General features: G+C 72.4%; 20 protein-coding genes. 10 read left to right on the forward strand and 10 right to left on the reverse strand.

Annotated elements, in window-relative coordinates:
- Window positions 1-39: 39 nt before the first annotated feature.
- The 5 genes from AB0E85_RS10540 to AB0E85_RS10560 all read right to left on the reverse strand — a co-directional run bounded on the left by AB0E85_RS10540 (window position 40) and on the right by AB0E85_RS10560 (window position 7,794).
- Window positions 40-1,095 carry an ABC transporter permease gene (locus AB0E85_RS10540; RefSeq protein WP_361924678.1) on the reverse strand — a complete coding sequence of 352 codons (1,056 nt, stop codon included), beginning with the start codon at window positions 1,093-1,095 and terminating at the stop codon, window positions 40-42.
- Complete coding sequence (locus AB0E85_RS10545; protein ID WP_361924680.1) at window positions 1,092-2,642, reverse strand: sugar ABC transporter ATP-binding protein; 1,551 nt, start codon at window positions 2,640-2,642, stop codon at window positions 1,092-1,094. Before AB0E85_RS10545 ends, AB0E85_RS10540 begins: the two co-directional genes overlap by 4 nt.
- Window positions 2,643-2,801: 159 nt before the next feature.
- Window positions 2,802-5,882, reverse strand: a complete 3,081-nt coding sequence (locus AB0E85_RS10550; protein WP_361924683.1) for a SpoIIE family protein phosphatase — start codon at window positions 5,880-5,882, stop codon at window positions 2,802-2,804.
- Between the two features lie 145 nt (window positions 5,883-6,027).
- Window positions 6,028-6,450 (reverse strand): YjbQ family protein, encoded by a 423-nt coding sequence (locus tag AB0E85_RS10555; RefSeq protein WP_361924685.1) that lies wholly within the window; start codon window positions 6,448-6,450, stop codon window positions 6,028-6,030.
- Window positions 6,451-6,591: 141 nt separating this feature from the next.
- Entirely contained in the window at window positions 6,592-7,794 is a 1,203-nt protein-coding gene (locus AB0E85_RS10560) for a serine hydrolase domain-containing protein (RefSeq protein ID WP_361924687.1), read from the reverse strand.
- 158 nt (window positions 7,795-7,952) lie between these two features.
- Between AB0E85_RS10560 and AB0E85_RS10565 the strand changes: the two genes are divergently transcribed.
- On the forward strand, window positions 7,953-9,029 hold the full coding sequence (locus AB0E85_RS10565; RefSeq protein WP_361924689.1) for an NAD(P)-binding domain-containing protein: 1,077 nt from the start codon (window positions 7,953-7,955) through the stop codon (window positions 9,027-9,029).
- 77 nt (window positions 9,030-9,106) lie between these two features.
- On the opposite strand, the gene mltG is transcribed toward AB0E85_RS10565, so the two are convergent.
- Both mltG and AB0E85_RS10575 read right to left on the reverse strand, forming a co-directional pair.
- Complete coding sequence (gene mltG, locus AB0E85_RS10570; RefSeq protein WP_361924691.1) at window positions 9,107-9,952, reverse strand: endolytic transglycosylase MltG; 846 nt, start codon at window positions 9,950-9,952, stop codon at window positions 9,107-9,109.
- 43 nt (window positions 9,953-9,995) lie between these two features.
- Window positions 9,996-11,798, reverse strand: coding sequence for an ABC transporter ATP-binding protein (locus AB0E85_RS10575; protein WP_361924693.1), 1,803 nt, complete (start codon window positions 11,796-11,798; stop codon window positions 9,996-9,998).
- A gap of 86 nt (window positions 11,799-11,884) precedes the next feature.
- Between AB0E85_RS10575 and AB0E85_RS10580 the strand changes: the two genes are divergently transcribed.
- Window positions 11,885-12,334, forward strand: a complete 450-nt coding sequence (locus AB0E85_RS10580; protein ID WP_361924695.1) for a MarR family transcriptional regulator — start codon at window positions 11,885-11,887, stop codon at window positions 12,332-12,334.
- Between the two features lie 135 nt (window positions 12,335-12,469).
- Here AB0E85_RS10580 and AB0E85_RS10585 read toward each other — a convergent pair whose 3' ends face one another.
- Together AB0E85_RS10585 and AB0E85_RS10590 are read right to left on the reverse strand one after the other, a co-directional pair.
- Window positions 12,470-13,936: a cation:dicarboxylase symporter family transporter gene (locus AB0E85_RS10585; RefSeq protein ID WP_361924697.1), complete on the reverse strand. Its 1,467-nt coding sequence runs from the start codon at window positions 13,934-13,936 to the stop codon at window positions 12,470-12,472.
- A gap of 175 nt (window positions 13,937-14,111) precedes the next feature.
- Window positions 14,112-15,716, reverse strand: a complete 1,605-nt coding sequence (locus tag AB0E85_RS10590) for a peptide-N4-asparagine amidase (RefSeq protein WP_361924699.1) — start codon at window positions 15,714-15,716, stop codon at window positions 14,112-14,114.
- A gap of 200 nt (window positions 15,717-15,916) precedes the next feature.
- On the opposite strand from AB0E85_RS10590, the gene AB0E85_RS10595 reads away from it, so the two are divergent.
- The 4 genes from AB0E85_RS10595 (at window position 15,917) to AB0E85_RS10610 (ending at window position 20,463) form a co-directional block, all read left to right on the forward strand.
- Window positions 15,917-17,722 (forward strand): ABC transporter ATP-binding protein, encoded by a 1,806-nt coding sequence (locus AB0E85_RS10595; protein ID WP_361924701.1) that lies wholly within the window; start codon window positions 15,917-15,919, stop codon window positions 17,720-17,722.
- Complete coding sequence (locus AB0E85_RS10600; RefSeq protein WP_361924703.1) at window positions 17,719-19,500, forward strand: ABC transporter ATP-binding protein; 1,782 nt, start codon at window positions 17,719-17,721, stop codon at window positions 19,498-19,500. The genes AB0E85_RS10595 and AB0E85_RS10600 overlap by 4 nt, the downstream gene beginning before the upstream one ends.
- A 211-nt stretch (window positions 19,501-19,711) precedes the next feature.
- Window positions 19,712-20,182 carry a DUF5709 domain-containing protein gene (locus AB0E85_RS10605; RefSeq protein ID WP_361924705.1) on the forward strand — a complete coding sequence of 157 codons (471 nt, stop codon included), beginning with the start codon at window positions 19,712-19,714 and terminating at the stop codon, window positions 20,180-20,182.
- Between the two features lie 35 nt (window positions 20,183-20,217).
- Entirely contained in the window at window positions 20,218-20,463 is a 246-nt protein-coding gene (locus AB0E85_RS10610; protein ID WP_361924707.1) for a type B 50S ribosomal protein L31, read from the forward strand.
- A gap of 23 nt (window positions 20,464-20,486) precedes the next feature.
- Here AB0E85_RS10610 and AB0E85_RS10615 read toward each other — a convergent pair whose 3' ends face one another.
- Window positions 20,487-21,281, reverse strand: coding sequence for a metal-dependent hydrolase (locus AB0E85_RS10615; protein WP_184562642.1), 795 nt, complete (start codon window positions 21,279-21,281; stop codon window positions 20,487-20,489).
- Window positions 21,282-21,426: 145 nt separating this feature from the next.
- Between AB0E85_RS10615 and AB0E85_RS10620 the strand changes: the two genes are divergently transcribed.
- The 4 genes from AB0E85_RS10620 to AB0E85_RS10635 all read left to right on the forward strand — a co-directional run bounded on the left by AB0E85_RS10620 (window position 21,427) and on the right by AB0E85_RS10635 (window position 26,664).
- The gene (locus AB0E85_RS10620; RefSeq protein ID WP_033307194.1) at window positions 21,427-23,940 is read left to right on the forward strand and encodes a DEAD/DEAH box helicase; all 2,514 of its coding nucleotides are present in this window, start codon (window positions 21,427-21,429) and stop codon (window positions 23,938-23,940) included.
- Window positions 23,941-23,977: 37 nt separating this feature from the next.
- On the forward strand, window positions 23,978-24,850 hold the full coding sequence (locus tag AB0E85_RS10625) for an acyl-CoA thioesterase II (protein WP_361924710.1): 873 nt from the start codon (window positions 23,978-23,980) through the stop codon (window positions 24,848-24,850).
- Between the two features lie 151 nt (window positions 24,851-25,001).
- Entirely contained in the window at window positions 25,002-25,898 is an 897-nt protein-coding gene (locus AB0E85_RS10630) for a DMT family transporter (protein ID WP_361924728.1), read from the forward strand.
- Between the two features lie 16 nt (window positions 25,899-25,914).
- Entirely contained in the window at window positions 25,915-26,664 is a 750-nt protein-coding gene (locus AB0E85_RS10635) for an SDR family oxidoreductase (protein WP_361924712.1), read from the forward strand.
- The last annotated feature ends 79 nt before the right edge of the window (window positions 26,665-26,743 follow it).

Genomic DNA, 26,743 nt, shown 5'->3' on the forward strand with positions numbered 1-26,743 from the left:
CAGTGAGGGGGTCGACGCGGCGGGGTGTGCCGAGAGGGGTCAGGGCGGCGCCGTGCCGTCCACCCCGGCCGGGGAGGACGGGGGCGGCGCGGCGGGCGCGTCGCGGGCCGCGCCTCCGCGCAGCCGGCGGCGGGCGGCGTATCCGGCCAGACCCACGGCGATGAGCAGCGTCCCGCCGTTGAACAGCGGGACCGTCCAGAACTCGGCGCCCAGCTGGGCGATGCCGGTGAGGCCGACGGCGAGGACGGCGACGGCCACGACGGTGCCGAGGGCGTTGGGCCGCCCGGGTTTGATCGCCGTGGAGCCGAGGAGGGCGCCGACGAAGGCGGGCAGCAGGTAGTCGAGGCCCACGCTCGGGTTGCCGATCTGCTGCTGGGCGGCGAGCAGCACGCCTGCGAAACCGACGATCAGGCCCGAGGCGGCGAACGCGTAGACGGTGTACCTGCGGGTCGGGATGCCCACGAGGTCGGCCGCGCGCGGGTTGGACCCGACGACGTACAGGTACCGGCCCAGCGGCAGCCGCTCCAGCACCAGCCAGAGGACGGCCGCGAGGGCGAGCACGTAGAAGGCGGGGACCGGGAGGCCGAGGAACGAGGAGTCGTAGAGGTCGGTGAACGCGGGCGGCAGGCCCTGCGGCCCGGGGACGATCCGGCCGCCGTCGGTGATCCAGCCGGTCACGGCGTACATCATGCTGCCGGTGCCGAGGGTGGCGATGAAGGAGTCGATCCGGCCGAACTCGACGATGACGCCGTTCAGGACGCCCACCACCAGCCCTCCGGCGAGCACGACGACGCAGGCGAGCGGCCAGGGCCATCCGGCGTTGACGACGAGCTGAAGCACCATCACATGGGCCAGGCCGAGGCCGTAGCCGATGGAGAGGTCGAACGCGCCGGTGACGACGGGCACCATGGCGGCGAGCGCGAGGACGGCGGGGATCGACTGGGTGGACAGGATCGAGTCGACGGTGTCCAGCGTGGGGAAGGTGTCCGGCAGGGCGAGGGAGAAGACCAGGTAGAGCAGGGCGGTGAGGACGAGCAGGCCGTAGGCGCCGATGTGGTGGCCGCCGGGGCGGTGGCGCGGCCGGGCCGGCGTCACGGGTGACCGGCCGTGGACGGGGGCATGGCGGAGGCCGCCCGGGTCAGCCCTGCGACGGTGAGGGCGGGGCCGCTCAGCTCGGCCGTCACCGCTCCCCGCACGAAGACCAGCGTGCGCCGGCACACGCTCGCCACCTCCTCGAAGTCGGTGGACAGCAGCAGGACGGCGAGGCCGGCCTCCAGCGCCTCGTTCAGGAGGCGGTGGATGGCGGCCTTGGCTCCGACGTCGACGCTCGCGGTCGGCTCCTCCAGGATCAGCAGCCGCAGGTCCGTCCGCAGCCAGCGGCCGAGCATGACCTTCTGCTGATTCCCGCCGGACAGCGTGGCGATGGGCGTCTCGCTGTCGCGGGGCCGCACCGAGAAGCGGTCCATCAGGGCGGCGGCCCGGGCCCGTTCACCACGGGGGCCGATCCAGCGCGCGGCCGCCGCGCCGCCGGCGCGGGGGTTCGCCAGGAGGTTCTCCCGTACGGTCAGCTCGGCGAGACAGCCCTCCCGCAGCCGGTCGCCCGGCACCAGGCCGACCCCGAGGGCGACGGCCTCCGCGACCGTGCGCGGCCGGTACGGCCGCCCGTGCAGGAAGACCCGCCCGTCCAGGAGGGGCCGGGCGCCGGCGAGGGCGCGGCCGAGGTCCATGTGCCCGGCGTCGGAGAGGCCGACCAGGCCGAGGACCTCCCCGGCCGCGAGCTCGAAGCGGACGGGTCCGGCCCGGGCGGTGCGCACGCCGTCGAGGGTCAGAACGGGCGGTGTGCCGGCCGGGGTCCCGGCGGGGCGGTGGACGGCCGGTTCGTCCGTCTCGCCGACGATGTCGCGGACCAGACGTGCGGGGCTGTGCCCCGCCAGCCGGCCGTGGCTGACGACGCGGCCGTCCCGCAGGACGGCGAAGAGGTCGGCGACCCGGTACACCTCGTCCAGGCGGTGGCTGACGTAGAGGACGGCGTGTCCGCGGTCGCGCAGGTCGTGCAGTACGTGGAAGAGCCGGTCGCAGTCCGCGGCGGGCAGGCGGGCGGTCGGTTCGTCGAGGACGATGAGTCGCGCGCGTGCCGCGAGGGCCCGGGCGACGGCGACCAGCGAGCGGTCGGCCGGAGCGAGGGCGGAGACCGGCGTGTCCGGGTCGAGGTGGGCGGCGACGATCCGCAGGGCCTCGACACAGCGCGCACGGGTGCCCCGCCAGGAGATCAGTCCGGCCCGGCGCCCGTACCCGGTGGTCAGGGCGATGTTCTCGGCGACCGTCATCCACTCCACGAGGCCGAGGTCCTGGTGGATGAACGACATGTTCCGGGCGGCGGTGGGGCTGCCGAGGGGTTCCCCGGCGACGGTGATCTGCCCCGCGTCGGGGTGGTGGACTCCGGCGAGGATCTTGATGAGCGTGGACTTCCCGGCGCCGTTGGGCCCGAGCAGGGCGAGGACGCTGCCGGGGTGGACGTCGAGGTCTGCCCCGGCCAGCGCGACGGTGCCGCCGAACCGCTTGGTGAGTCCGCGGATCCGGACCAGGGGTTCCGGCCCGAAGGGTGAAGCCGCCTCCGGGGGCGTGTCGGGAGCGTCGCGCACGCGATCAAATTACATCATTTCGGGCATTTTTCGGCTCGCTGCGACGCCGATGGGGCGTGGACTCCGGGGTGACCGCCTGCGCTGGACCGGCGGACGGCCGAACCGGTCCGGCGGCCGCGTCACGCCGCATCAGCAGGTGTCACGCCGCATCAGGCGGTGTCAGGCCGCATCGAGATCGCATTCGGCCCAGATGACCTTGCCCTCGGGCAGGTAGCGGGTGCCCCAGCTCTGCGAGAGCTGGGCGACGAGGAACAGACCGCGTCCGCCCTCGTCCGTACTGGCCGCCCGGCGCAGGTGCGGTGCGGTGTTGCTGGCGTCGGAGACCTCGCAGATCAGCGTCCTGCCGTAGAGCAGCCGTACCCGGATCGGCGCGGCTCCGTGCCGGATGGCGTTGGTGATCAGCTCGCTGAGGATCAGTTCCGCGGCGAAGCCGGTCTCGTCGAGGCCCCGGTCGGACAGCCACCGCATGGCGGACGCCCGGACCTCGCCGACGAGGGCCGGGTCGGCGGACAGTTCCCAGGTGGCGATCCGGCGGGGGTCCATGGCGTGGACGCGGGCGACGAGCAGGGCGATGTCGTCGTGCGGGTGCGCGGGCGCCACGGTGTCCAGGACCGCCTGGCACGTCTCCTCGGGGGCGCGCTCGGGATGGGCCAGGGCCTCGCGCAACTGCTCCAGGACCGCGTCGACGTCGCGGTTCCGGTCCTCGATGAGCCCGTCGGTGTAGAGGACCAGCTGACTGCCCTCGGGAAGGTCGACCTCGACGGCGTCGAAGGGCAGGCCGCCGAGGCCGAGCGGGGGCCCGGCGGGCAGGTCGGGGTAGGTCACGGTGCCGTCGGGATGGACGACGGCGGGCGGCGGGTGGCCGGCGCGGGCCATCAGGCACCGCTGCGCGGTCGGGTCGTAGACGGCGTAGAGGCAGGTCGCGCCGATGACGCCGGCGCCCTTGCCGTCGGGGTCCTCCCGGTCCAGGCGGCCCACCAGGTTGTCCAGGTGGGTGAGGACCTCGTCGGGTGGGAAGTCGAGTTCGGCGAAGCTGCGGGCGGCGGTGCGCAGCCGGCCCATGGTGGCCGCGGAGAGCATGCCGTGGCCGACGACGTCGCCGACGAGGAGGCCGACGCGGGCGCCGGACAGGGGGATGACGTCGTACCAGTCGCCGCCCACGTCGGACTCGGCGGGCAGGTAGCGGTGGGCGACCTCGACGGCGTCCTGGTCGGGCAGGCCGTGCGGGAGGAGCCGGCGCTGGAGGGCCAGGACCATGGTGCGCTCATGGGTGTAGCGCCGGGCGTTGTCGATGGACAGGGCGGCGCGGGAGGCGAGCTCCTGGGCCAGGGAGCGGTCGTCGTCACCGTAGGGGCTGCCCGCGCGGTAGAAGGAGGCGACGCCCAGGACGACCCCGCGGGCGAGCAGCGGCACCGCGATGAGGGAGTGGACGTGGGCCAGCAGGCGGGCGGTGTGCTCGGGGTCCTGGGCGAGCCAGCCCGCGGCGGCGTTGAGGTCCGGTTCCAGCACGGCCTCGCCGCTGCTGAGGCAGCGCAGCTGCGGCGTGGTCGGGCCGAACTCGACGCGCTTGCCGGGGGGTGTGAAGGGCAGGCCCTCACGGATGCCGTGGACGACCGTGCGGCGCAGGTCGGCGATGGGGTCGGCGGACTCCTCGCCGCGCAGCACGGCGTCGGGCAGGTCGATGGTGACGAAGTCGGCCAGTCCGGGGGCCGCGGTCTCGGCCAGTTCCTCCGCCGTGCGGCGCACGTCCAGGGTGGTGCCGATGCGGGTGCTGGCCTCGGACAGCAGTTCCAGACGGCGGCGGGCTGCCAGGGCGTAGGCCCCGACCTGCGGCTCCCCCAGCATCACCAGCCCCCGCGCCGGGAACGCCGCCTCGGAGTGCCCCCCGTCGGGACCCCGTCCGTCCCCGCCGGCTACGGCGGGCTCGGAGGGGTTCCGGTCGCCGTCGAACGGGGCGGGACCGGAGGGGATCCGGCCACTGTCGACCGGGGCGGCACCGGAGGGGATCCGGTCGCTGTCCGTGCTCGTCGGCTGCGTGGTGGTCCGGTCGCCTTCCGCCGGTACGCGTCCGGCGGGGGTGCGCGCCGGGTCGGGCGCGGCGGGTGTGGGGGGCTCGGTGGACGCGACCGGACCGGCCGCCCCGCCGGACCCCGCCGCTCCGCCGTCTTCGCCGGTCGTGCCGAGGGGGCCGGAGGGCGCCACGAGGTGACCGGACGGCAGGGTGATCGCCGGCCGGGCCGCGGAGAGCGGGACGGCGGAGGCGGTGAGGGCGGACAGCTCGTCCGTCTGGTGCGGTATGACGAACGGCTCGCCCGCCACGGGCCCGGGCAGCACGGCTTCGATGACGATGCCCTGCACACCGGAGCCGCTGGTCACCGGACGGCTCACGAGCGTCACGCGCCGCCCGTCGGGCAAGGTCACCTCGACGGCTCCCCGCTGCGCGCCGGAGATCAGTTCGGCAGCCTTCTCCCGCAGGATCGCCTGGTCGCGGGCAGGGAACTCACTCGCCAGCGCCTCCAGCGCCACACCGCGGTGAAGACCGGCGGTCCCGGCCCCGGCGGCCAGGTACGTCCGCAGCAGGGCGCGCTCACGGGCTGAACTCTGCGCCAGCAGCCGCCGTTCGATGCCCTCGGCCGCCCTGCGGATCGCGACGCCCAGCGCGGGCCTTTCGAAGCCGCGGGGATAGCCGAGGCACAGGACACCCTCGATGCGCCCGCTGAGCGGGTCACGGACGGGCAGCGCGACGCAGGCGCTCTGCTGGGAGCGCTCCGCGAAGTGCTCGGCACCGTAGACGCGGATGAGCTGCCGCTCCGCCAGGGCCAGCCCGATGCCGTTGGTGCCGGCGACCTGCTCGGCGAAGACGAACCCCGGCACGACCTGGATGTCGGGGAGGCTCCTGGGCATCGACGGATCCCCGAAGCGGCGCAGCAGCACCGTCCCGCTCGGGTCGGCGACCGAGATGTTGACCAGACTGCCGGCGAACGTGGCCTGAAGGCGGTCGAGGACGGGCACGGCCGCCCGGACGATACGGCCGCCCGGGTCGAAGTCCTCCCGGTAGGGCAGGTCGATCGCGTCCGGCGACAGACCGAGGGACCGGCAGCGCTGCCACGAGTCCAGGATGGACGTCCGCACACCCGTCTCTACCGGCTCGCCCTGGAGGAACAGCTCGCGGAGGCTGGCGGGTCCCGTGCCGTCCGTCGCACGCCCCGCCGGCCTGGGTTCCTCGCCGGACCGAACCACGTTTCGCCTCACTTGCGCCCGCGACAATCCGCTGCTCGGAAGAGAATCTGGCATTGATGAGGATACGGGCATTACGGGCGGCCGTCACGGCACGCAAGGGCCATGCGGGGCCCACGGCCGCCGGGCCGGGGCCGTGGGACCGCGCTCACCCCAGGAAACTCAGGCGCACCTTCCGTTCCGGGTTGTCCTTGTTGGTGTCCACCAGGCACACCGACTGCCAGGTGCCGAGCTCCAGCCGGCCGCCCAGCACCGGCAGGGTCGCGTGCGGCGGGACCAGGGCGGGCAGGACGTGGTCGCGGCCGTGGCCGGGACTGCCGTGCCGGTGCTGCCAGCGGTCGTCGGCGGGCAGCAGCGTGTGCAGTGCGGCCAGGAGGTCGTCGTCGCTGCCGGCGCCGGTCTCCAGCACGGCGATGCCGGCCGTCGCGTGCGGGACGAAGACGTTGAGGAGACCGTCGCGGCCGGCCGCCGCCTCGCGCAGGAAGGACTCGCAGTCGCCGGTGATGTCGAGGACCCGCTCCGCGGCGCCGGTGCTGAGGTTCAGAACTCGGGAGGTGAAGACGTCTGACATGCCTCCATCCTGACGCACGGGCCGGGTTCCCCCGGGCCGCGCCGGACCGCCGGTGCCATGGACGTCCGATCGCCCCGGACTCCGCCGACCGTGTGGATGCCGCGATCCGTGGGGTCCCCGCCGAGAGGGGGGACCCTCGCGTCACGGCCTGGTGACCACCGAGCCGTCGTAGACGTTGCCGGGGGTCGCGACCTCGGTGATCGCCCGGGCGAGCAGCGTAGACGGCTCCTGACCCTCGGCCACGACGTCCGTGTTGATCATGATGACCAGGGTGGCCTTCTGCGAGGGCAGGTGGACGGTCACGGTCTCGTAGCCCGGGATCGAGCCGTTGTGCCCGATCCAGCCGTTGGTCTCGAAGATGCCGAGGCCGTAGTCGGTGCCGGGGTAGCCGGTGGGCAGCGTCCGCAGTCGCTGCGCCTGGGTCCCGGGGCTGAGCAGTTCGCCGGTGGCGACGACCTTCGCCCAGCGGCGCAGGTCGTGCAGGTCGGAGATCATCGCTCCGGCGGCCCAGGCCCAGCTGGGATTCCAGTCGGTGACGTCCTCGACCTCGCCGCTGAGCGTCTGGTCGGTGTAGCCGCGCGGGTGCGGCTCGGGGAACTCGTCGTCCTGCGGGAACAGGGTGTGGCGCAGGCCGGCCGGGCGGAGCACCCGCTCGTGGATGACGTCGGCGAGCTTGCGGCCGGTGACCTTCTCGATCACCAGGCCGAGCAGGACGAGGTTGGAGTTGGAGTACTGGAAGTCCTCGCCCGGCCCGAAGGTGTTCGCGTGCCGGAAGCCGTAGGCGAGCACCTCGCGGGGGTTGAAGTAGCGCTCCGGGTCACTCAGCAGGTCGTGGATGAACTCGGGGTCGGCGGTGTACGGGAACAGGCCGCTGCGCATCCCGGCGAGCTGACGCAGCGTGATCCGGTGGCCGCCCGGTACGCCCCTGACGTACTTCGCGATCGGGTCGTCCAGCCCGATCCGTCCCTCGTCGACGAGCCGGAGCAGGGCGGTGACCGTGAAGGTCTTGGTCTCGCTGCCGATCCGGACGGAGGAGTCGGCGGTCATCGGCATGCGGGTTACGGTGTCGGCCACGCCGGTGGCGCGGACGTAGCTGCCCCTGCCGGGCATCCACAGCCCGACGACGACGCCGGGGATGCCGGCCTGCTCGCGGACCTCCGCGACGGCCCGGTCGAGCCGTTCGGTGAGTTCGGGCCCAAGACCGTGCCGCGGGAGGTCGTCGTGGTCGTGCCGGGCGGTGGCGGGGGCCGGGGCGGCGGTGGCGGGCATCGTCGCCATCGGGGCCAGCACGGACGCCACGAGCAGTGCCGCGGCGAGCAGACGGCGGGAGGGAGTACGTCTCATGGGGGCGCCTCTCCGGGAGGGGGCAGGACGCAAGGAACATCACCATCAGCGTCCGTGGCGGGGACCGCCCTGCGGCCCGCGAGGGGAGGAGTCCACTCGTTCGGAGCCGCGCGCCGCGCCTCGGGAAGATCCACGACCCCGTCCCGGTTAGTAGAAGCGTGAACAACACACGCGAGGTCGAGGTGGTCGTCATCGGTGCGGGGCAGGCCGGGCTGGCCGGCGCCTATCACCTGCGGCGATCCGGTTTCGAGCCGGACCGCGACTTCGTCGTGCTGGACCACTCCCCCGCCCCCGGCGGCGCCTGGCAGTTCCGCTGGCCGTCGCTGACGTACGGCAAGGTGCACGGGATGCACGCCCTGCCGGGCATGGAGCTCACGGGCGCGGACCCGGCGCGGCCATCCGCCGAGGTGATCGGCGCGTACTTCGACCGCTACGAGCGGACCTTCGGCCTGCGGGTCAGGCGCCCGGTGGACGTACGGGCCGTGCGCGAGGGGCCCGGCGGACGGCTGCTCGTGGAGACCTCGGACGGCGTCTGGTCGGCGCGGGCGCTGATCAACGCGACCGGCACCTGGGACCGGCCGTTCTGGCCCCGCTATCCGGGCCAGGAGACCTTCCGGGGGTGGCAGTTGCACACCGCGCAGTACCCCGGGCCCGAGAAGTTCGCCGGGCAGCGGGTCGTGGTGGTGGGCGGCGGCGCCTCGGGGACGCAGCACCTGCTGGAGATCGCCTCGTCCGCGGCGGCCACCACCTGGGTGACGCGGCGCCCGCCCGTCTTCCGCGAGGGCCCCTTCGACGAGGACGCGGGCCGCGCCGCGGTCGCGCTCGTCGAGGAACGGGTCCGCCGGGGACTGCCGCCCCGCAGTGTCGTGTCCGTCACCGGGCTGCCGCTCAACGACGCGATCCGGCAGGGCATCGAGGACGGGGTGCTCGACCGGCAGCCGATGTTCGACCGCATCTCGCCGACCGGCGTGGACTGGGCCGACGGCCGCCATGTCGACGCCGACGTCATCCTCTGGGCCACCGGCTTCCGTGCCGCAATCGACCATCTCGCCCCGCTCCGCCTGCGCTCCCCCGGCGGCGGCATCCGCATGGAGGGCACGCACGCGGCCGCGGACCCCCGCGTCCATCTCGTCGGCTACGGCCCGTCGGCCAGCACGATCGGAGCCAACCGGGCCGGCCGCGCGGCCGTACGGGACATCAGGCGGCTGCTGGAGCGGGAGCCGGCGGTGGCGTGACCCGGAGGGCGGCGACCCGCCGGGCCCTCACCCGGACGCGGCGTGGCGCGGGGCTGGACCGGGCTCGCGGGCCGCACTCACCCGGCCGCCTGCGCCCCGCTCTTCTTCCGCTGCGCGTTGAACTCCGCGACGTTGCGCTGGTGTTGTTGATAGTCCGCCGTGAAGCGGGTGTCGCCCGGGCGGACCGTGACGAAGTACAGCCAGTCGCCCGGGGTCGGGTTGATGGCCGCGCGCATCGCCTCCTCGCCGGGGTTGTCGATGGGCGTGGGCGGCAGCCCCATGCGCTGGTACGAGTTGTAGGGGCTGTCGATCCGGGTGTCGGCCTCCGTCGTGCGGAGGGTGGAGCGGTTCAGCGCGTAGTTGATGGTGGAGTCCATCTGGAGCGGCATGCCGCGTTCGAGGCGGTTGAAGATGACCCGGGCCACCTTGCCCATGTCGGCCTTGGTCACCGCCTCCGCCTGGACGATGCTCGCGATGGTGACGGCCTGGTACACGTTCATGGCGTTGCGCTGCGCCCCGGCGGCGATGGGCGCGCCGTTGAACCTGTCGTTGGCGGTGTCGACCATCAGCGCGAGGAGCTGGTCCGGCGTGGTGTTCTCCCGGAGCCGATAGGTGGCCGGGAAGAGGTAGCCCTCCGGGTTGCCCTCGGCGTCGTTCGGCAGTTTCAGCGCCGCCTTGTCCAGGGACTTCTTCGTGCTGCCGGCGGGCAGGGCCAGGGCCTTGTCGACAGCCGCGTATACCTGGCTCGCGCGCCAGCCCTCGGGAACGGCCAGGGTCGTGGGCCGGCTCTCCTTCTCGGTCCCCAGGGTCAGCAGCGGCACCGCCACGGCGGTACCGACCACGACGGCTCCGGTCGCGACGAGGGCGATACGGCCCCGGCGCGTCAGTCGAATCGTGCTCCGTGGCGGAGTGTTCTTCTGCATGCGGGCACGGTAACCCGCATATCGTCACAAACCCGGCATATTTTCATCTTGTCGGTTCCAGTTGGGCGTCCCGGCGTACGAGCGCCGCGTACCGGCCGCCCTCCTCCAGAAGCTCCTCGTGCGTACCGCGTTCGACCGCGCGGCCCGAGTCGAGGACCACGATCTGGTCGGCGCCGCGCACGGTGGACAGCCGGTGGGCGATGGTGAGGGTGGTGCGGTTCGCCGACAGGGCGTCGATGGCGTCCTGGACCGCGGCTTCGGTCCGGGTGTCCAGTGCGCTGGTGGCCTCGTCGAGGATGAGGACCGGCGGGTCGCGCAGGATCGTGCGGGCGATGGCCAGGCGCTGCTTCTCACCGCCGGAGAAGCGGTGGCCGCGCTCGCCGACGACGGTGTCGTAGCCGTCGGGCAGGGCCGCGATGTGGTCGTGGATCTGCGCCGCCTTCGCCGCCCGGTGGAGTTCCTCGTCGGTGGCGTCGGGCTTGGCGAAGCGCAGGTTCTCGGCGACCGAGGCGTGGAAGAGGTACGTCTCCTGCGAGACGACGCCGACCGCGCGCGCCAGGGTGTCGAAGTCGAGGTCGCGGACGTCGGTCCCGTCGAGGGTGACGCGGCCGCCGGTGACGTCGTAGAGCCGGGGCACGAGGTAGCCGAGCGTGGACTTGCCGGCCCCGGTCGGGCCGACGATCGCGAGGCTGCCGCCGGCCGGGACGGTGAGATCGATGCCGTCGAGGACCGGGCCGTCCTTGCCGTCGTAGCCGAAGGAGACGTTCTCGAAGCGGACCTCACCCTTGATCCGGTCGAGGCGCACCGGGTCGGGGCGTTCGGTGATGTCGATCGGCAGGTCGAGGTACTCGAAGATGCGCTGGAAGAGCGCGAGCGAGGTCTGGATCTGCACCCCGGTCGACAACAGGCTCACGGCCGGGCGGAACAGACCCTGCTGGAGCGAGACGAAGGCGACGATCGTGCCGATGGACACCTCGGGGCCGCCGAGCTGGAGGGCCATGCCGGCGGTCCAGTAGATGACGGCGGGCAGGGCGGCCATGACGATCGTGATGACGGCCATGCGCCACCGGCCGGCCATGTTCGACCGCACTTCCAGGTCGACGAGTTCCTCCGACTCGTCGGCGAAGGACTTGGTCAGCGAGTCGGAGCGGCCCATCGTGCGGCCGAGCAGGATGCCGCTGACGGAGAGCGACTCGGTGACCGTGGCGGCCATGGCGGCCATCTGCTTCTGGCGCTGGGTGGTGATCTTCCGGCGTTCGTTGCCGACGCGGCGGCTGATCCACACGAACACCGGCAGCAACAGCAGGGAGACCACCGTCAGGCGCCAGTCGAGGGCCAGCATCGCGACGATCGTGGCGACCACGCTGGTGACGTTGGAGACCAGGGAGGTCGCGGTGGAGGTGACGGTGGCCTGCATGCCGCCGATGTCGTTGGCGATGCGGGACTGCACCTCGCCCGTGCGCGTGCGGGTGAAGAACGCGAGGGACATGCGCTGGAGCCGGCCGTAGACGGCAGTGCGCAGATCGTGCATGACGCGCTGGCCGACCGTCGTGGAGATCAGGGTCTGGAGGACCCCGAAGACGCTGGTGAGGACGGCGCTCAGAATCATGCCGAGGGCGAGCAGGCTGAGCAGGCCCGTGCGCCCCTGGGGGATCGCGACGTCGAGGATCTCCTTCAGCAGGAAGGGCGTGGCGACCGAGACCAGCGACGCCGCGGCCACCAGCAGCCCGACGATCGCGAGACGGCCCCGGTAGGGGCGGAAGAGGCCGAGGATGCGGCGAACCTGCCGGGGCTGCTCCTTGGAGTCGGCCGGCGGGGTCCAGGGGGCTTCACGGTCGGGATGCATGGGCTCCTACGAGGGATGCGGCGGATCGGATCACAGCTCATTGTTACCTATACTCACAATGAACTGCATCCTGATATTGTTCCCGCATGACCACGCCCGACTCCGACGGCCTCCTCGCCGAGCAGTTGCTGCGGCTCACGCGCCGGGTGCACCGCATCCAGAAGCGCCATCTGGAGCTGCGTGAGCTGGGCATCACACCCGCCCAGTCCCGGCTATTGCGCACGCTGGCGCACTGGGGATCGCCGCCGCGCATGGCCGACCTGGCCGAGCGCCTGGAGGTGGTGCCGCGGGCCGTGACGACGCTGGTCGACGGCCTGGAGGCGAGCGGCAAGGTTCGCCGGGTCCCGGACCCGGCGAACCGGCGGGTGATCCGCATCGAGCTCACGGACGACGGCCGGGGCGCGTTGCGCGAGCTGCGGGCGGCGCGCAGGTCGGCCGCCGAGGAGATCCTCGCACCGCTGACGGGGGATCAGCGGGAGGCTCTCGGGGGGTTGCTGGACACGCTGATCGACGGAACGCCGGCGGGGACCTGTTGAGGAAACGAGACGCCGGCGGGGACCTGTTGAGGGAACGAGACGCCGGCGGGGAGCTGTCGGAGGCCGGCGCACGGCAGAGGGCCGCGGCCTCCGCTCGTCCTGCCTGAGCGAAGGCCGCGGCCCACTCGGTTTGGGTCAACCGGCCTCGGGAGCGGGCTCCTTGAGCTCCTTGGGCTTCTGGGCCGGGATGCCCGGCGCCGGCGCCGCGGTGCCGGTGTCGCCGCCGGGGCTCTTCTCTGCGCCGGGCCCCTTTTCTACGCCGAGGTCCTTCTCGGCGCCGACACCCTTCTCTCCGTCGTCCGGCGTGGAGGTGTCCTCGCCGTCGAGCGCCCTCTTCGCCTGAGCGGTGTCCAGGGCCCCCTCCCAGCGGGACACCGCGAAGACGGCGACGCAGTTGCCGAGCAGGTTGGTGACGACGCGCATCGAGTCCATGATGCGGTCCACGCCCAGCAGCAGCGCGACCGCCCCGGCGGGGATCGCCCCCAGGGAGGAGGCGGTCGCGGAGAGGGCGAGGAACGCCGAACCGGGGATGCCCGCCATGCCCTTGCTGGTCAGCATCAGCACCAGGACGACGGTGATCTGCTGGCCGAGGCTCAGATCCACACCCACGGCCTGGGCGATGAACAGCGTGCCGATGGACAGGTAGAGCGAGGCGCCGTCGAGGTTGAAGGAGTAGCCGGTGGGGAGCACCAGCCCCACGGCGTCGTCGCGCGCACCGGCCCGGCGCAGCTTCTGCATCACCCGCGGCATGACCGACTCGGTGGACGCGGTACCGAGCGCGAGCAGCATCTCCTCGCGGATGTAGCGCAGGAACTTCCACAGGCTGAGCCCGGTCACGGCCTTCAGGGCGACGGCCAGCAGCGCGATGAACAGCGCCGCCGCCACGTAACAGAGCACGATGAGCTTGGCGTACGTCCGCATCACGCCCAGGCCGTAGTTGCCGACCAGATGGGCCATCGCGCCGAACACCGCGATCGGGGCGAGTCGCATGATGAAGCCGACGACCGCGAAGATGATCTCCTGGGCCTGCTCGATCGCGGGGAGGATCTTCGGCACCTTGGTGTGCCCGAGGTGCAGCAGGGCGGCGCCCACCAGGCAGGCCAGAATGAGGACTTGGAGAAGCTCGTTCTCGGCGAAGGCCCCGATGAAACTCTGTGGGAGCGCGTTGAGGACGAACTCGGTCGTCGTGGGCAGGTGACCCCCGCCGGTCGTCTCCTGCACCGCGGCGGCGTCGAGCGAGGAGGGGTCGACGTTCATGCCCCGGCCCGGGCCGACGACATTGGCGGCGACGAGACCGATGACCAGTGCGGCCGTCGAGGCGATCTCGAACCAGACGAGGGCCTTGACCCCGATCCGGCCGAACGCCTTCAGGTCACCGGCCTTGGCGATGCCGACCACGACCACGCAGAACACCAGGGGCGAGATCACGGTCTTGATGAGCCGGGTGAAACCGTCGCCGAGCGGCTGGAAGGCCGTGGCCGTGTCCGGCCACAGCTTTCCGACGACGATTCCGAGGACGAGGGCGCAGGTAACCTGCGCGAAAAGCGAGGTACGTAGAGTGCGTGCGACGCGTCGCGGGAGGGACGGTACGGACGGGGGCACGAAGCCTCCTAGGGGGACGGGACGCACAGAAGCCGGAGGGGACTTCTGTGATGCGGAAAGCGGCTTCCGTTTCCGAACACTCTGGAGGCTGTCTTGATCGCACACAAGACCGCAACGTTTCAGCCAAGTAAAAGCGCCATAAGTGATGCACATCACACGCACCCCACCGCTCACCTCAGCATCGGCTGCGGTCCTCCGTGAGCACCCCCTGGACGGCGGTCAGAGTCCGGTCGTAGCAACCGCGTGAGCCGTACAGCCGGTAGCGCTCACTCGTGGTGCCGACCGCATGGCGCTGGTCGCGCGGCACGTTCGCCGTGTACGTCGCGTCGCCCGTGTAGGAGTTGTCGAGCCGCGACCACGCGGTGCGCCGTCCGCCGTGCGTGCCGACGACCGTGGCGCGGTCGCCGAGGGTCAGCACGGTGCGCAGGCGGTCGCCCGCACCGAGGGTGGCCGTGCCGTCCATCGTGTAGCCGCGGCGGGTCCGCGTCATACGCCCGCCGACGGTCACCGACTCGTCGTCCGTCCAGGCGGCTTCGAGGGCGTCACGCGTCTCGCCGTCGGTCCAGCGGTGCGTGGACGTGTGGGCGAGCGAGCGGCTGACTGTGGTCGTGACGCGGCCGTGCGAGGTGTCGACGTAGCCGCCGACGGTCAGCCGGTGGGCGCCCTCGGTGGCCACCGCGTGCTCCGAACCGGGCGTGTACACCGACGAGTTCGTGAGGTCCCCCTCCTTGTGCACGGTGAGCTTCCCGGTGACCCGTGCGCGCCGCTCGTCCTGCCAGACCAGGACGTTGACGGGTGCGCTCCAGCCGGTCTGCCCCTCGGGCACGCCGACGACCGAGACCTCGACGCGGTGCGGGCGGCCGTCGTTGAGGATCCCGGCTAAGGGGGTGAGGTCGTAGGTGATCGGCTTGATGTCGAAGGCGCGCGGGCCCGGGATCACGTACCAGAGGAACGGGTTGGACCAGCCTCCGGTCCAGACGGTCGGGAACGGCGCGGCGATGCCGGCGAGTCGTCCGTCCACGCTGATCTGCACCTCCCGGTAAGGACCTTGACCGGCCTTGCAGGAGTACGGGGCCGGCTCGGGCACGGTCAGGTACCAGTACTCCTCGCAGCCGCCGCCGGAGCCGGTCGCGTACACCTCGGCGACGATCCGCTCGCTGTTGCGCGGGGTGGTCAGGGCCGAGTCGGCGTCCAGGGTGAGGACCCGGTCGGGGCTCTTGCCGTCGGGGCGGCCCTGGTGGAACGTCAGCGTGACCTTGACGTCGAGGACGCCCGTGTAGGTGTCGTCGACGACGTTCCCGATGAGCATCTCGACGTCCCGGCTCGTGCGGAAGGTGTCGCTGTAGCGCGTGACGTCCTTCTCCACGGACCACTCGATGCCGTCCGGCGAGGGCTGCGGTGTCGACGTGCGGAAGATCTCGACCCCGCCGACGTGCAGGTAGCCGAGCCGGTCGTACTGACGGCCCTTGACCTTGCCGTCGAGCCGCAGCACCACCTTGCTCCAGCGGTCGCCGCAGCCGTCGGGCGGGGTGTAGGTGCCGCGGTACGGGGTGAAGTCACGGAACCGGGCCTGGGCGACGGTGACTTCACAGGACTTCCCGGAGGGCCTCTCCACCGGCGGGGCGGCCGTGACCGGGTCGTGCCAGTCGGTGCCGAACTCGGCGGGGACGCCGCCCGCCGGGGCAGGGAGGTCCGCCGCAGCGGTGGGCCCGGTGCCGAGGAGGGTGCCCGCCAGGAGGGCCGCCCCGGCAAGCATGGACATGACGATCCGTCTCTTCATGGGCGGTGTTCTACGGCGCCCCGGACGCCTCCGCAATGCGCACCGGCCCGCCGGGACAGCCCTGTTCGCGCCGTCGTCGGCCGGTTCCGTTCGGTGGACGGAAAACCTGTTGCCCGCGACCACGCGGCAAGGCGAACCTGTCACGGTTTGCTGCCTTCGGCCGGACCCCCATCCCCCCTGACACGAGCCACTGGGACGTCATGCAGATTCAAGACCTTCCGTATCCCGACCCGGGCGTGCCGGACGCGCGTTCGGGCCCCCGATTCCTGTGGTGGCTCTTCCGCAATCAGCTGGGCGGCCAGCTCAAGTCGCTGTCCTGGGGGCTGCTGCACTTCGCCTCCGTCGCCGCCCTGCCGTTCTGTGTCGGTGTCGCCGTACAGGCCGTCGTCGACCGCTCCGGCACCGGGCTCGCCCTGGCGGGCGGGCTGCTGGCGCTGGCCTGCGTCGGCAACGCGGTCGGCGACACCTTCCTGCACCGCACCGCGATCACCAACTGGATCACGGCGGCCGCCCGCGTCCAGCAACTGCTCGCCCGCAAGGCCGCCCATCTGGGCTCGGCGCTGACCCGGCGCGTCGCGGCCGGTGAAGTGGTCGCGGTCTCCACGGGTGACGTCGAGAAGATCGGCTGGTTCGTCGAGGCCCTGTCCCGCTTCACCGCGGCGCTGGTCACCATCGTGCTGGTCTGCGTCGGTCTGCTGGTGTACCAGCCGGCGCTCGGCGTGGTCGTCGCCGTGGGGCTGCCCGCGCTGGCGCTCGCCGTGCTGCCGCTGCTCCCCCGTGCCACCCGGCGCGCCGACACCCAGCGCGAGAAGGCCGGACGTGCCACCGAACTCGCCTCGGACACCGTCGCCGGCCTGCGCGTGCTGCGCGGCATCGGCGGCGAGGAGCTGTTCCTCGACCGCTACCGCAGCGCCTCCCAGGAGGTCCGCCACGCGGCCGTGCGCAGCGCCCGGATGTGGGCCCTGATCTCCGCGATCCAGGTCCTGCTGCCCGGGCTGCTGCTCATCGCCGTCGTCTGGTACGGCGTGCAGCTGGCGCGCGAAGGCCGGATCACCGTCGGTGAACTGGTCACCGTCTACAGCTCGGTCATGGTCCTCACCTATCCGCTGCGGCACTTCGAGGAGATCGCCATGGCGTACTCCTTCTCCCGGCCCTCCGCCAAGCGGGCCGCGGGGGTGCTGTCGCTGCAACGGCCCACGGACACCGCGGGATCGCGCGCCGCCGAGGTTCCCTCGGGCGACCTGTACGACCCGGACACCGGGCTGCTCGCGCCCGCCGGGCGGTTCACGGCCGTGGTGTGCGGCGACCCGGACGCGGCGGGCCTGCTGGCGGAACGGCTGGGCGGACACCCCTCCCAGGAGGGCACCTCGGTGCTGCTGGGCGGTGTACCGCTCGACGAACTCCCGCTGGACAGCGCCCGAACGGCCGTCCTCGTCCAGGACAAGGACCCGGTCCTGCTGTCCGGCACGCTGCGCGAGCTGCTCGACGTACCCGCGTCGGGCGCCGTCCGACCGGAAGAGGCGCTGGCGGCCGCGCAGTGCGACGACGTGCTGGCGGCGCTGGTGCAGGGCTCGCTGGACGCGGGCGACCCGATGGACGCCCGGATCACCGAGCGCGGCCGGTCCCTGTCCGGCGGTCAGCGCCAGCGGCTCGCGCTCGCCCGGTCGCTGATCACGGACCCGGAGGCGCTCGTCCTGGACGAGCCGACCTCGGCCGTCGACTCGCACACCGAGGCCCGGATCGCGCAGGGTGTGCGGGAGTTGCGCGACGGGCGCACGACCGTGGTGTTCACCTCCTCCCCGCTGCTCCTTGACCGCGCCGACCGGGTCGTGTTCCTGCACGACGGCGAGGCCGTGGCGGTCGGCGCCCATCGCGAGCTGGTGCGGACCGACCCCCGCTACCGGGCGGTGGTCACCCGCGAGACGGACGACGAGGCCGCGCTGAACGGCTCCGTCGCCCTGGACGACGTACTGCACGAACTGGAAGAGATCGAGGAGAAGGCATGATCGGCGTCGCGCCACCGGCGTACGACCCGGCGGCCCCGACGACGGCGAACACCCTGCCGGTCGGTGCCCCCGAGACCGTCCGCGCCTACGTGGCCGAACTGCTGCGCCGGCACCGGCGGGCGTTCCTGCTGCTGGTCGCCGTCAACACGGCCGCTGTGATCGCCTCGATGGCCGGTCCCTGGCTGCTGGGCGGTCTGGTGGAGCGGGTGTCCGACGGGGCACGGGACCTGCGCCTGGAGCTCACGGCCGGGCTCTTCGTGGCCGCGCTGGCCGTCCAGGCCCTGTTCGTCCGTCAGGTGCGCCTGCGCGGCGCGATGCTGGGCGAGCGGATGCTGGCCGACCTGCGCGAGGACTTCCTCGTCCGGTCGGTCGGACTGCCGCCCGGAGTGCTGGAGCGGGCCGGGACCGGTGACCTGCTGTCGCGCATCACGACGGACATCGACCGGCTGGGCAACGCCATGCGGGAGGCGGTGCCGCAGCTGTCGATCGGCGTGGTGTGGGTGGTCCTGCTGATGGGCGGGCTGGTGATCACGGCGCCGCCGCTGGCGCTCGCCGTGCTGCTGGCCCTGCCGCTGCTGATCGTCGGCTGCCGCTGGTACTTCCGGCGGGCGCCCTCGGCCTACCGTTCCGAGGCCGCCGGGTACGCCGCCGTGGCCGCCGCGCTCGCCGAGACCGTGGACGCCGGGCGCACCGTCGAGGCCCATCGCCTGGGCGAGCGCCGTGTCGCGCTGTCGGAGCGCCGGATCCAGGAGTGGACGGCCTGGGAGCGGTACACGCTCTGGCTGCGGTCGGTGCTCTTCCCGGTCATCAACACCACCCACGTGACCGTGCTCGCCTCCGTTCTGTTGATCGGCGGTGTGTTCGCCCTGCACGGGTGGATCGACGTCGGCCAGCTGACGACCGGCGCGCTGATCGCCCAGATGCTGGTCGACCCGGTGGGCATGATCCTGCGCTGGTACGACGAGCTACAGGTGGCCCAGGTGTCGCTGGCCCGGCTCGTGGGGGTCCGGGACATCGAGCCGGACGCCGGGGATCCCACCGTGGCCCCCGAGGGACGCCGTGTACACGCCGACCGGGTGCACTTCGGCTACGTGGACGGCGTGGACGTCCTGCGCAAGGTGTCCCTGGAGGTCGCCCCCGGCACCCGGCTGGCCCTGGTCGGCCCCTCGGGTGCGGGCAAGTCCACACTGGGGCGGCTGCTCGCCGGGATCTACGCGCCCCGGGACGGCCGGATCACCCTGGGCAGCGCCGAGCTGTCCCGGATGCCCGCCGAACGCGTCCGCTCCCACGTGGCCCTGGTCAACCAGGAGCACCACGTCTTCGTGGGCTCCCTGCGCGACAACCTCCGGCTCGCGCGCACCGGTGCCGTGGACGCCGAGCTGTGGGCGGCGCTGGGCGCGGTCGACGCGGACGGCTGGGCCCGTGCGCTCGACGAGGGCCTGGACACCGAGGTCGGCTCCGGCGGTCTTTCGCTCACCCCGGCCCAGGCCCAGCAGATCGCGCTGGCCCGCCTGGTGCTGGCCGACCCGCACACGCTGGTCCTGGACGAGGCGACGTCGCTGCTCGACCCGCGCGCGGCCCGCAACCTGGAGCGCTCCCTGGCCCGGGTCCTCGACGGCCGCACCGTCGTCGCCATCGCCCACCGGCTGCACACCGCCCACGACGCGGACGTCATCGCCGTCGTCGAGAACGGAAGGATCAGCGAGCTGGGCAGCCACGACGAGCTGGTCGCGGCGGACGGGGCGTATGCGGCGCTGTGGAGGTCGTGGCACGGCTGAGCACCGCGTCGAACGAGACGGCCGCCCGCCTGTCAGGTGGGCGGCCGTGTCCTTGGCGTTGCGCGGTCATGAGCCTGGGTGGAAGGCTGGAACCAGGCACCGGCTCGGGGGACGCCCGGGAACCAGAGGCCCGGGCGGCGTCAGTGCTCCGCGGCGGCGGCCCGGCACGGGCCCCGTGCATACGGGCCCGTCCCACCCCCTGGAGGTACCCGTGAACAGCTCCGACGGCTGGGGAGACGACGTCTACCAGCCGGACCAAGACGAGCAGAGGGAGGACACGGGGCTGCTCGACGCCGAGGACACCCTGGAGAACGACGGCGTCGACGATCCCCTGGACCGGGGCTGGTCCCCTCCCGAGCGGCCCTGGGCCGTCGAACACCTCGGCGTGACGGCGGCCGAGCGGCAGCGGGGCGAGACGCTGGACCAGCGCCTGGCCGAGGAACTGCCGGAGGCCGCCGCACCGGACGGTGACGGCCTCGGGGACTGCGACGGCACCGACGGGGAACTCCTGGACAACGAGGTCGGCGCCGCGCGCTCCGGCCGGCTCGTGGCACCCGACGAGGGCGCCCACGAGGACGAGGAGGAGGCACTGGTCGCCATGGACGTGGGCATCGACGGCGCCGCTGCGTCGGCCGAGGAGGCCGCCGTGCACATCGTCGACGACGACACCCTGTCCGGCTGATCGCAAGCCCGTCCCGAGCCGTTCGAGGAGCATCCATGCAGCAGGACAAGCACCCCGACTACCAGCCCGTCGTCTTCCGCGACCGCGCCGCCGGGTACGCGTTCCTCACCCGGTCCACCGCGACCAGCGACCAGACCATCGAGTGGGACGACGGCGAGACCTATCCGGTGGTGGACGTGGAGATCTCCTCGGAGAGCCACCCCTTCTACACGGGCAAGGCCCGCACGGTGGACTCGGAGGGCCGGGTCGCCGCCTTCGAGCGGCGCTACGGCGGCAGCTGAGGCATCTGCGGCACCGGCCGCACTCAGATGACGTTGAGCGCGGCCGCGCAGCCCACCCCGCCGAGCAGCATGAACACCGGCATCAGCACCTTGAGCTCGACCCAGCTGCCCGCCCGGAACCGCATGGCCTTGGGCGGACCGATCGGGTACCAGCGCTTGCGCCCGACCGGGATGGGCCACAGGATCGGGCAGCCGGACACCGTGAGCGCGTCCCCGATGTCGTGCACGATCGCGCCCAGCACCACCGGCAGTCCCAGCCACAGGTACTCCTGGCCCGGAGCGGTGAACAGCCAGTCCGCGCCGTTGCCGGGCTTGTCCAGCACGCCCGCGAGGATCCACGCGGTGGTCGCGGCCAGCAGCCACACCAGGACCTCGCTGCTGGAGCCGCGCGTCGCCCGCCACAGCAGGCCCTCGATGGCCAGGACCATGTGCACGAAGAGGATCGCGAGCACGCCCCAGCGGTCGCTGGTGATCGCCACCGCCGAGGTGCCCGCTCCGATCAGCACCGCCCACAGCCAGGTGTGCGTGAGGGTGCGGTGCCCGCCGGAGCGGCGCGGGTCGCCCTGCTTCTTGGTGGCCTTGTAGACGGCGTACGACAGCTTGTCGACGATCTCGCACAGCCAGCGTGACAGCGGTCCGAAGGACCGGGAGATGGTGGCCGCCTTGTGGTCGAGGTCCGGGGCGAGGGCGGCTCCGGCGCAGATCAGGGCGCCGACGAGGAGGACCGGCCAGGGCATCGGGTGTCCGGCCGCCGCGGCGGCCGCACCGACGCCGAGCCAGGCGGCGGCTCCCGACAGTGAGTGTGCTGGTCCCATCATGGCCGCTGCCCGCCCCATTCGTCCTGTGCCGCTGTCCAGTTGACCGGGCGCGCTGACGTCCCGTCGGCGCCCCAGCGTAGCGTTCGTGATCTTCGGGCCCGCAGCCGATTCCCGCATCGGGCACCGGGCCAGGCAAGATGGGGGCGTGACCCTCATCGATCAGCTGCCGCGGACCCCCGACCCCGATGCCTTGTACGAAGCCTTCGAGTCGTGGGCCGGCGAGCGGGGTCTCACGCTCTACCCCCACCAGGAGGAGGCGCTGATCGAGGTGGTGTCCGGCGCGAACGTGATCGTGTCGACGCCCACCGGCTCCGGCAAGAGCATGATCGCGGCCGGCGCGCACTTCGCGGCCCTGGCCCGGGACGAGGTCACCTTCTACACGGCCCCGATCAAGGCGCTGGTGTCGGAGAAGTTCTTCGAGCTGTGCAAGATCTTCGGCACCGAGAACGTCGGCATGCTCACCGGCGACGCCTCCGTCAACGCCGACGCACCCGTCATCTGCTGCACCGCCGAGGTACTGGCGTCCATCGCACTGCGCGACGGCAAGGACGCGGACGTCGGCCAGGTCGTGATGGACGAGTTCCACTTCTACGCGGAGGGCGACCGCGGCTGGGCCTGGCAGATCCCGATCCTGGAGCTGCCGCAGGCGCAGTTCGTGCTGATGTCGGCGACGCTGGGCGACGTCTCCTTCTTCGAGAAGGACCTCACCCGCCGCACGAACCGCCCGACCGCGGTGGTCCGCTCGGCGACCCGGCCGGTGCCCCTCTCCTACGAGTACCGGTACACCCCACTCACCGAGACGCTCACCGACCTGCTGGCAGCGCGGCAGGCACCCGTCTACATCGTGCACTTCACCCAGGCTCAGGCCGTGGAGCGGGCGCAGGCGCTGATGAGCATCAACATGTGCTCCAAGGACGAGAAGGAGCAGATCGCCGAGCTGATCGGCAACTTCCGCTTCACCACCAAGTTCGGCCGCAACCTCTCCCGTTACGTCCGGCACGGCATCGGCGTCCACCACGCCGGCATGCTGCCCAAGTACCGGCGTCTGGTGGAGAAGCTCGCGCAGGCCGGTCTGCTGAAGGTCATCTGCGGCACCGACACGCTCGGCGTGGGCGTCAACGTCCCCATCCGGACGGTGCTGTTCACCGCCCTCACCAAGTACGACGGCACCCGTGTACGCACCCTGCGCGCCCGGGAGTTCCACCAGATCGCGGGCCGGGCCGGACGGGCCGGGTACGACACGGAGGGCTTCGTCGTCGCGCAGGCCCCCGAGCACGTCGTGGAGAACGAGAAGGCGCTCGCCAAGGCGGGCGACGACCCGAAGAAGCGCCGCAAGGTCGTCCGCAAGAAGGCTCCGGAGGGCTTCGTGGCCTGGTCGGAGCAGACCTTCGAGAAGCTCATCGGCTCCGAACCGGAGCCGCTGACGTCCCGGTTCCGCGTCACGCACACGATGCTGCTGTCGGTGATCGCCCGCCCCGGCAACGCCTTCGAGGCGATGCGCCGGCTGCTGGAGGACAACCACGAGCCGCGCAAGCAGCAGTTGCGGCACATCCGCCGGGCCATCGCCATCTACCGCTCGCTGCTGGACGGCGGCATCGTCGAGAAGCTCGACGAGCCGGACGCCACCGGCCGCATCGTCCGCCTCACCGTCGATCTCCAGCAGGACTTCGCGCTCAACCAGCCGCTGTCCACCTTCGCGCTCGCCGCGTTCGAACTGCTCGACCCCGAATCGCCGTCGTACGCGCTCGACATGGTGTCCGTGGTGGAGTCCACGCTCGACGACCCGCGGCAGATCCTCGCCGCCCAGCAGAACAAGGCGCGCGGCGAGGCCGTGGCCCAGATGAAGGCCGACGGCGTCGAGTACGAGGAGCGCATGGAGCGCCTCCAGGACATCACGTACCCCAAGCCGCTGGAGGAGCTGCTCTTCCACGCGTACAACACGTACCGCAAGAGCCACCCCTGGGTCGGCGACCATCCGCTGTCGCCGAAGTCGGTCATCCGCGACATGTACGAGCGGGCGCTGTCCTTCACCGAGCTGGTGTCCCACTACGAACTGGCGCGCACCGAGGGCATCGTGCTGCGCTACCTCGCCAGCGCCTACAAGGCCCTGGACCACACCGTCCCGGACGACCTCAAGTCCGAGGACCTCCAGGATCTGATCGCCTGGCTGGGCGAGATGGTGCGCCAGGTCGACTCCAGCCTGCTGGACGAGTGGGAGCAGCTGGCCAACCCGGCGGAGATGACCGCCGAGGAGGCCCAGGAGAAGGCCGACGAGGTCAAGCCGGTCACCGCCAACGCCCGTGCCTTCCGCGTCCTGGTCCGCAACGCCATGTTCCGCCGCGTGGAGCTGGCCGCCCTCGACCAGGTCGGCGAACTGGGCGAGATGGACGGGGAGTCCGGCTGGGACGCCGACGCGTGGGGCGAGGCGATGGACAAGTACTGGGACGAGTACGAGGATCTCGGCACCGGCCCCGACGCCCGCGGCCCCAAGCTGCTGCTCATCGAGGAGGAGCCGGAGAACGCCCTGTGGCGGGTCCGACAGATCTTCCACGACCCGAACGGCGACCACGACTGGGGCATCAGCGCGGAGGTCGACCTCACGGCCTCGGACGCGGAGGGCCGCGCGATCGTCCGCGTCACCGACGTCGGCCAGCTGTGACCGGCCGGGCAGCAGCGAGCACAGGAGAATCCCACCCATGACCACGAACCCGGCCGAGAGGCTCGTCGATCTGCTCGACCTGGAGCAGATCGAGGTCAACATCTTCCGCGGCCGCAGCCCGCAGGAGTCCTTGCAGCGGGTCTTCGGCGGGCAGGTGGCCGGGCAGGCCCTGGTCGCCGCCGGCCGCACCACGGAGGGCGACCGTCCCGTGCACTCGCTGCACGCGTACTTCCTGCGCCCCGGCCGGCCGGGCGTGCCGATCGTGTACCAGGTGGAGCATGTGCGCGACGGGCGGTCGTTCACCACCCGCCGGGTCACGGCGGTGCAGCAGGGCCGCACGATCTTCAATCTCACCGCCTCCTTCCACAAGCCGGAGGAGGGCAGCTTCGAGCACCAGTTGCCGCCCGCCCGCAAGGTCCCGGACCCGGAGTCCCTGCCCACCGTCACGGACGAGATCCGCGAGCACCTGGGCGCGCTGCCCGAGCAGCTGGAGCGGATGGCCCGCCGCCAGCCCTTCGACATCCGCTACGTGGACCGCCTGCGCTGGACCACCGAGGAGGCCCGGGACGCCGAGCCGCGCAGCGCCGTGTGGATGCGCGCGGTCGGGCCGCTCGGCGACGACCCGCTCGTGCACACCTGCGCCCTCACCTACGCCAGCGACATGACCCTGCTGGACGCCGTCCGTATTCCCGTAGAGCCGCTGTGGGGCCCGCGCGGCTTCGACATGGCGTCGCTCGACCACGCGATGTGGTTCCACCGCCCCTTCCGCGCGGACGACTGGCTCCTCTACGACCAGGAGTCGCCGATCGCGGTCGGCGGCCGGGGCCTGGCCCGGGGCCGGATCTACGACCGTGAGGGCCGGCTGGTCGTCTCCGTGGTGCAGGAAGGGCTCTTCCGGAAGCTGGGCTGACCTGGCTGTCCGACGATCGGGGCGGTGATCGCCGCGACGCTCGGGGGTCGGTGCGCCGGGGCTCCGATCGCGCCCCCGACCGGATCCGGCGACCATGGCAGGAGCAGGCACTGCCGACGTCGCACGCCCGCTGATCCGGGAGGTGGCCACGCTGCACACCGTGCTCCCCGTCGTGTTCGCGATCTGCGCGGCCTTCAGCAATGCCGTCGCGACCGTGCTGCAGCGCAAGGCGGCACTCACCGTGCCCGCGTCGCAGGGGCTGCGGGCCGGTCTGATCGTCGATCTGCTGCGCCGGCCGGTCTGGCTGGCCGGGATCCTCGCCGTGATCGGCGCCGCCGTCTGCCAGGCCCTGGCGCTGGCCACCGGGCCGCTGACGATCGTGCAGCCGTTGTTCGTGCTGGAGCTGCCGCTCACCCTCATCGTGGCGTCGCTGCTGATGCACCGGCACCTGCCGGGCGTGGGCTGGCTGGCCGTCGCCGTGGTGGTGGCGGGTCTGGCGGTCGCGCTCGCCGCTGCCGCCCCCGCCGGGAACCGTACGCATGTGGCGCTGGACCGCTGGATTCCCGCGCTCGCCGTGTGCGCGGGTGCGGTCGTCGCCCTGGCTCTCGCCGCCCTCCGGCGCCCGGAGGGCCGGGCCCGGGCCGCCTGCCTGGGGGCCGCGACGGCGATCAGCTACGCGGTGACCGCCGCGCTGATGAAGGCCGCCACCCACATCCTCGACGATCAGGGCCTGGTGGGCTTTCTCACCGCCTGGCAGACCTACGCCTTCGCCGCCACCGGCGTGTGCGCCCTGTTCCTGCTGGAGAACGCCATGCAGGCCGGTCCGCTGGTCGCCTCGCAGCCCGCGCTGACCCTCGGTGACGCCTTGGTGAGCCTCGCCCTCGGCATCACCCTGTACGAGGAGACCATCCGCTCCGGATGGTGGCTGTTGCCCCAGCTGTTCGGCGTCGCGCTGATCGCGGCGGGGGTTCTCGCACTGGCCCGGATTCCGTTGACGCAGTCGCTGGTGGCCCCGGACGAGGAACGCGAGACCGCGGCGGCACCCTGAGCGAAGGAGGTCGACCATGGGACGTCTCGGCGAGCGGGTGGCGATCGTCACCGGAGGGGCCGGAGACATCGGAAGCGCGGTGGCACGGGCCCTGGCGGCCGAGGGTGCCGCCGTAGTGATCGCCGACGTCCGGGACGCCGAGGGGACGGGCCTCGCCGCTGATCTCGGGCCCCCCTCCCGCTTCGTGCACCTGGACGTCACCAGCGAGGACGACTGGCGGCGGGCGCTCGCTGACACGGAGCGGGAGCTGGGCCCTGTCTCGGTCCTCGCCAACATCGCGGGCATCATCGACTGGGGCCCGATGGAGGAGCAGAGCCCCGAGTCCTTCCGGCTGGTCGTCGACGTCAACCTCACGGGTGCCTGGCTGGGCATGCGCGCGGTCGCACCGTCGCTGCGCCGGGCGGGGGGCGGCGTCATCGTCAACATGTCCTCTCTGGCAGGGCTGACCGCCTACGCCGGTGTCGGCGCGTACGCGGCCGGCAAGTGGGGGTTGCGCGGACTGACCAAGGTCGCCGCGCTGGAACTGGCGCCCGACGGGGTCCGGGTCTGCTCCGTCCATCCCGGCGCCATCCGCACCCGGATGACGGCCGGCTTCGGCGATGCCTACACGGCGGGGCAGCCGATCCCCCGGTTCGGGGAACCCGACGAGGTCGCCCGCATGGTCCTCTTCATCGTCATGGACGCGACCTTTTCGACGGGCAGTGAGTTCATCGTGGACGGCGGCATCCTGGCCGGGGCTCCGGCCGTCCTGACTCCGGACGAATGAGCCGCCCTGAGGCCCTGTGGCCGGGCCGTTCCGGCCACCCGGCCGCCGGGCGGCCGGCGGTCGGGCAGGGTGCCCGGTC

The sequence above is a fragment of the Streptomyces sp. NPDC029044 genome (genome assembly GCF_040637495.1).
In the GTDB taxonomy this organism is placed as follows: domain Bacteria; phylum Actinomycetota; class Actinomycetes; order Streptomycetales; family Streptomycetaceae; genus Streptomyces.

Excerpts from the sequence above, each read along its gene's own strand:
- AB0E85_RS10555 (WP_361924685.1), bottom strand. The coding sequence starts at position 6,450 with ATGTCAGACGTCTTCACCTCCCGAGTTCTGAACCTCAGCACCGGCGCC.
- mltG (WP_361924691.1), bottom strand. The coding sequence starts at position 9,952 with ATGCAGAAGAACACTCCGCCACGGAGCACGATTCGACTGACGCGCCGG.
- AB0E85_RS10590 (WP_361924699.1), bottom strand. The coding sequence starts at position 15,716 with ATGAAGAGACGGATCGTCATGTCCATGCTTGCCGGGGCGGCCCTCCTG.
- AB0E85_RS10560 (WP_361924687.1), bottom strand. The coding sequence starts at position 7,794 with ATGAGACGTACTCCCTCCCGCCGTCTGCTCGCCGCGGCACTGCTCGTG.
- AB0E85_RS10610 (WP_361924707.1), top strand. The coding sequence starts at position 20,218 with ATGCAGCAGGACAAGCACCCCGACTACCAGCCCGTCGTCTTCCGCGAC.
- AB0E85_RS10580 (WP_361924695.1), top strand. The coding sequence starts at position 11,885 with ATGACCACGCCCGACTCCGACGGCCTCCTCGCCGAGCAGTTGCTGCGG.
- AB0E85_RS10575 (WP_361924693.1), bottom strand. The coding sequence starts at position 11,798 with ATGCATCCCGACCGTGAAGCCCCCTGGACCCCGCCGGCCGACTCCAAG.
- AB0E85_RS10615 (WP_184562642.1), bottom strand. The coding sequence starts at position 21,281 with ATGATGGGACCAGCACACTCACTGTCGGGAGCCGCCGCCTGGCTCGGC.
- AB0E85_RS10595 (WP_361924701.1), top strand. The coding sequence starts at position 15,917 with ATGCAGATTCAAGACCTTCCGTATCCCGACCCGGGCGTGCCGGACGCG.
- AB0E85_RS10625 (WP_361924710.1), top strand. The coding sequence starts at position 23,978 with ATGACCACGAACCCGGCCGAGAGGCTCGTCGATCTGCTCGACCTGGAG.
- AB0E85_RS10600 (WP_361924703.1), top strand. The coding sequence starts at position 17,719 with ATGATCGGCGTCGCGCCACCGGCGTACGACCCGGCGGCCCCGACGACG.
- AB0E85_RS10635 (WP_361924712.1), top strand. The coding sequence starts at position 25,915 with ATGGGACGTCTCGGCGAGCGGGTGGCGATCGTCACCGGAGGGGCCGGA.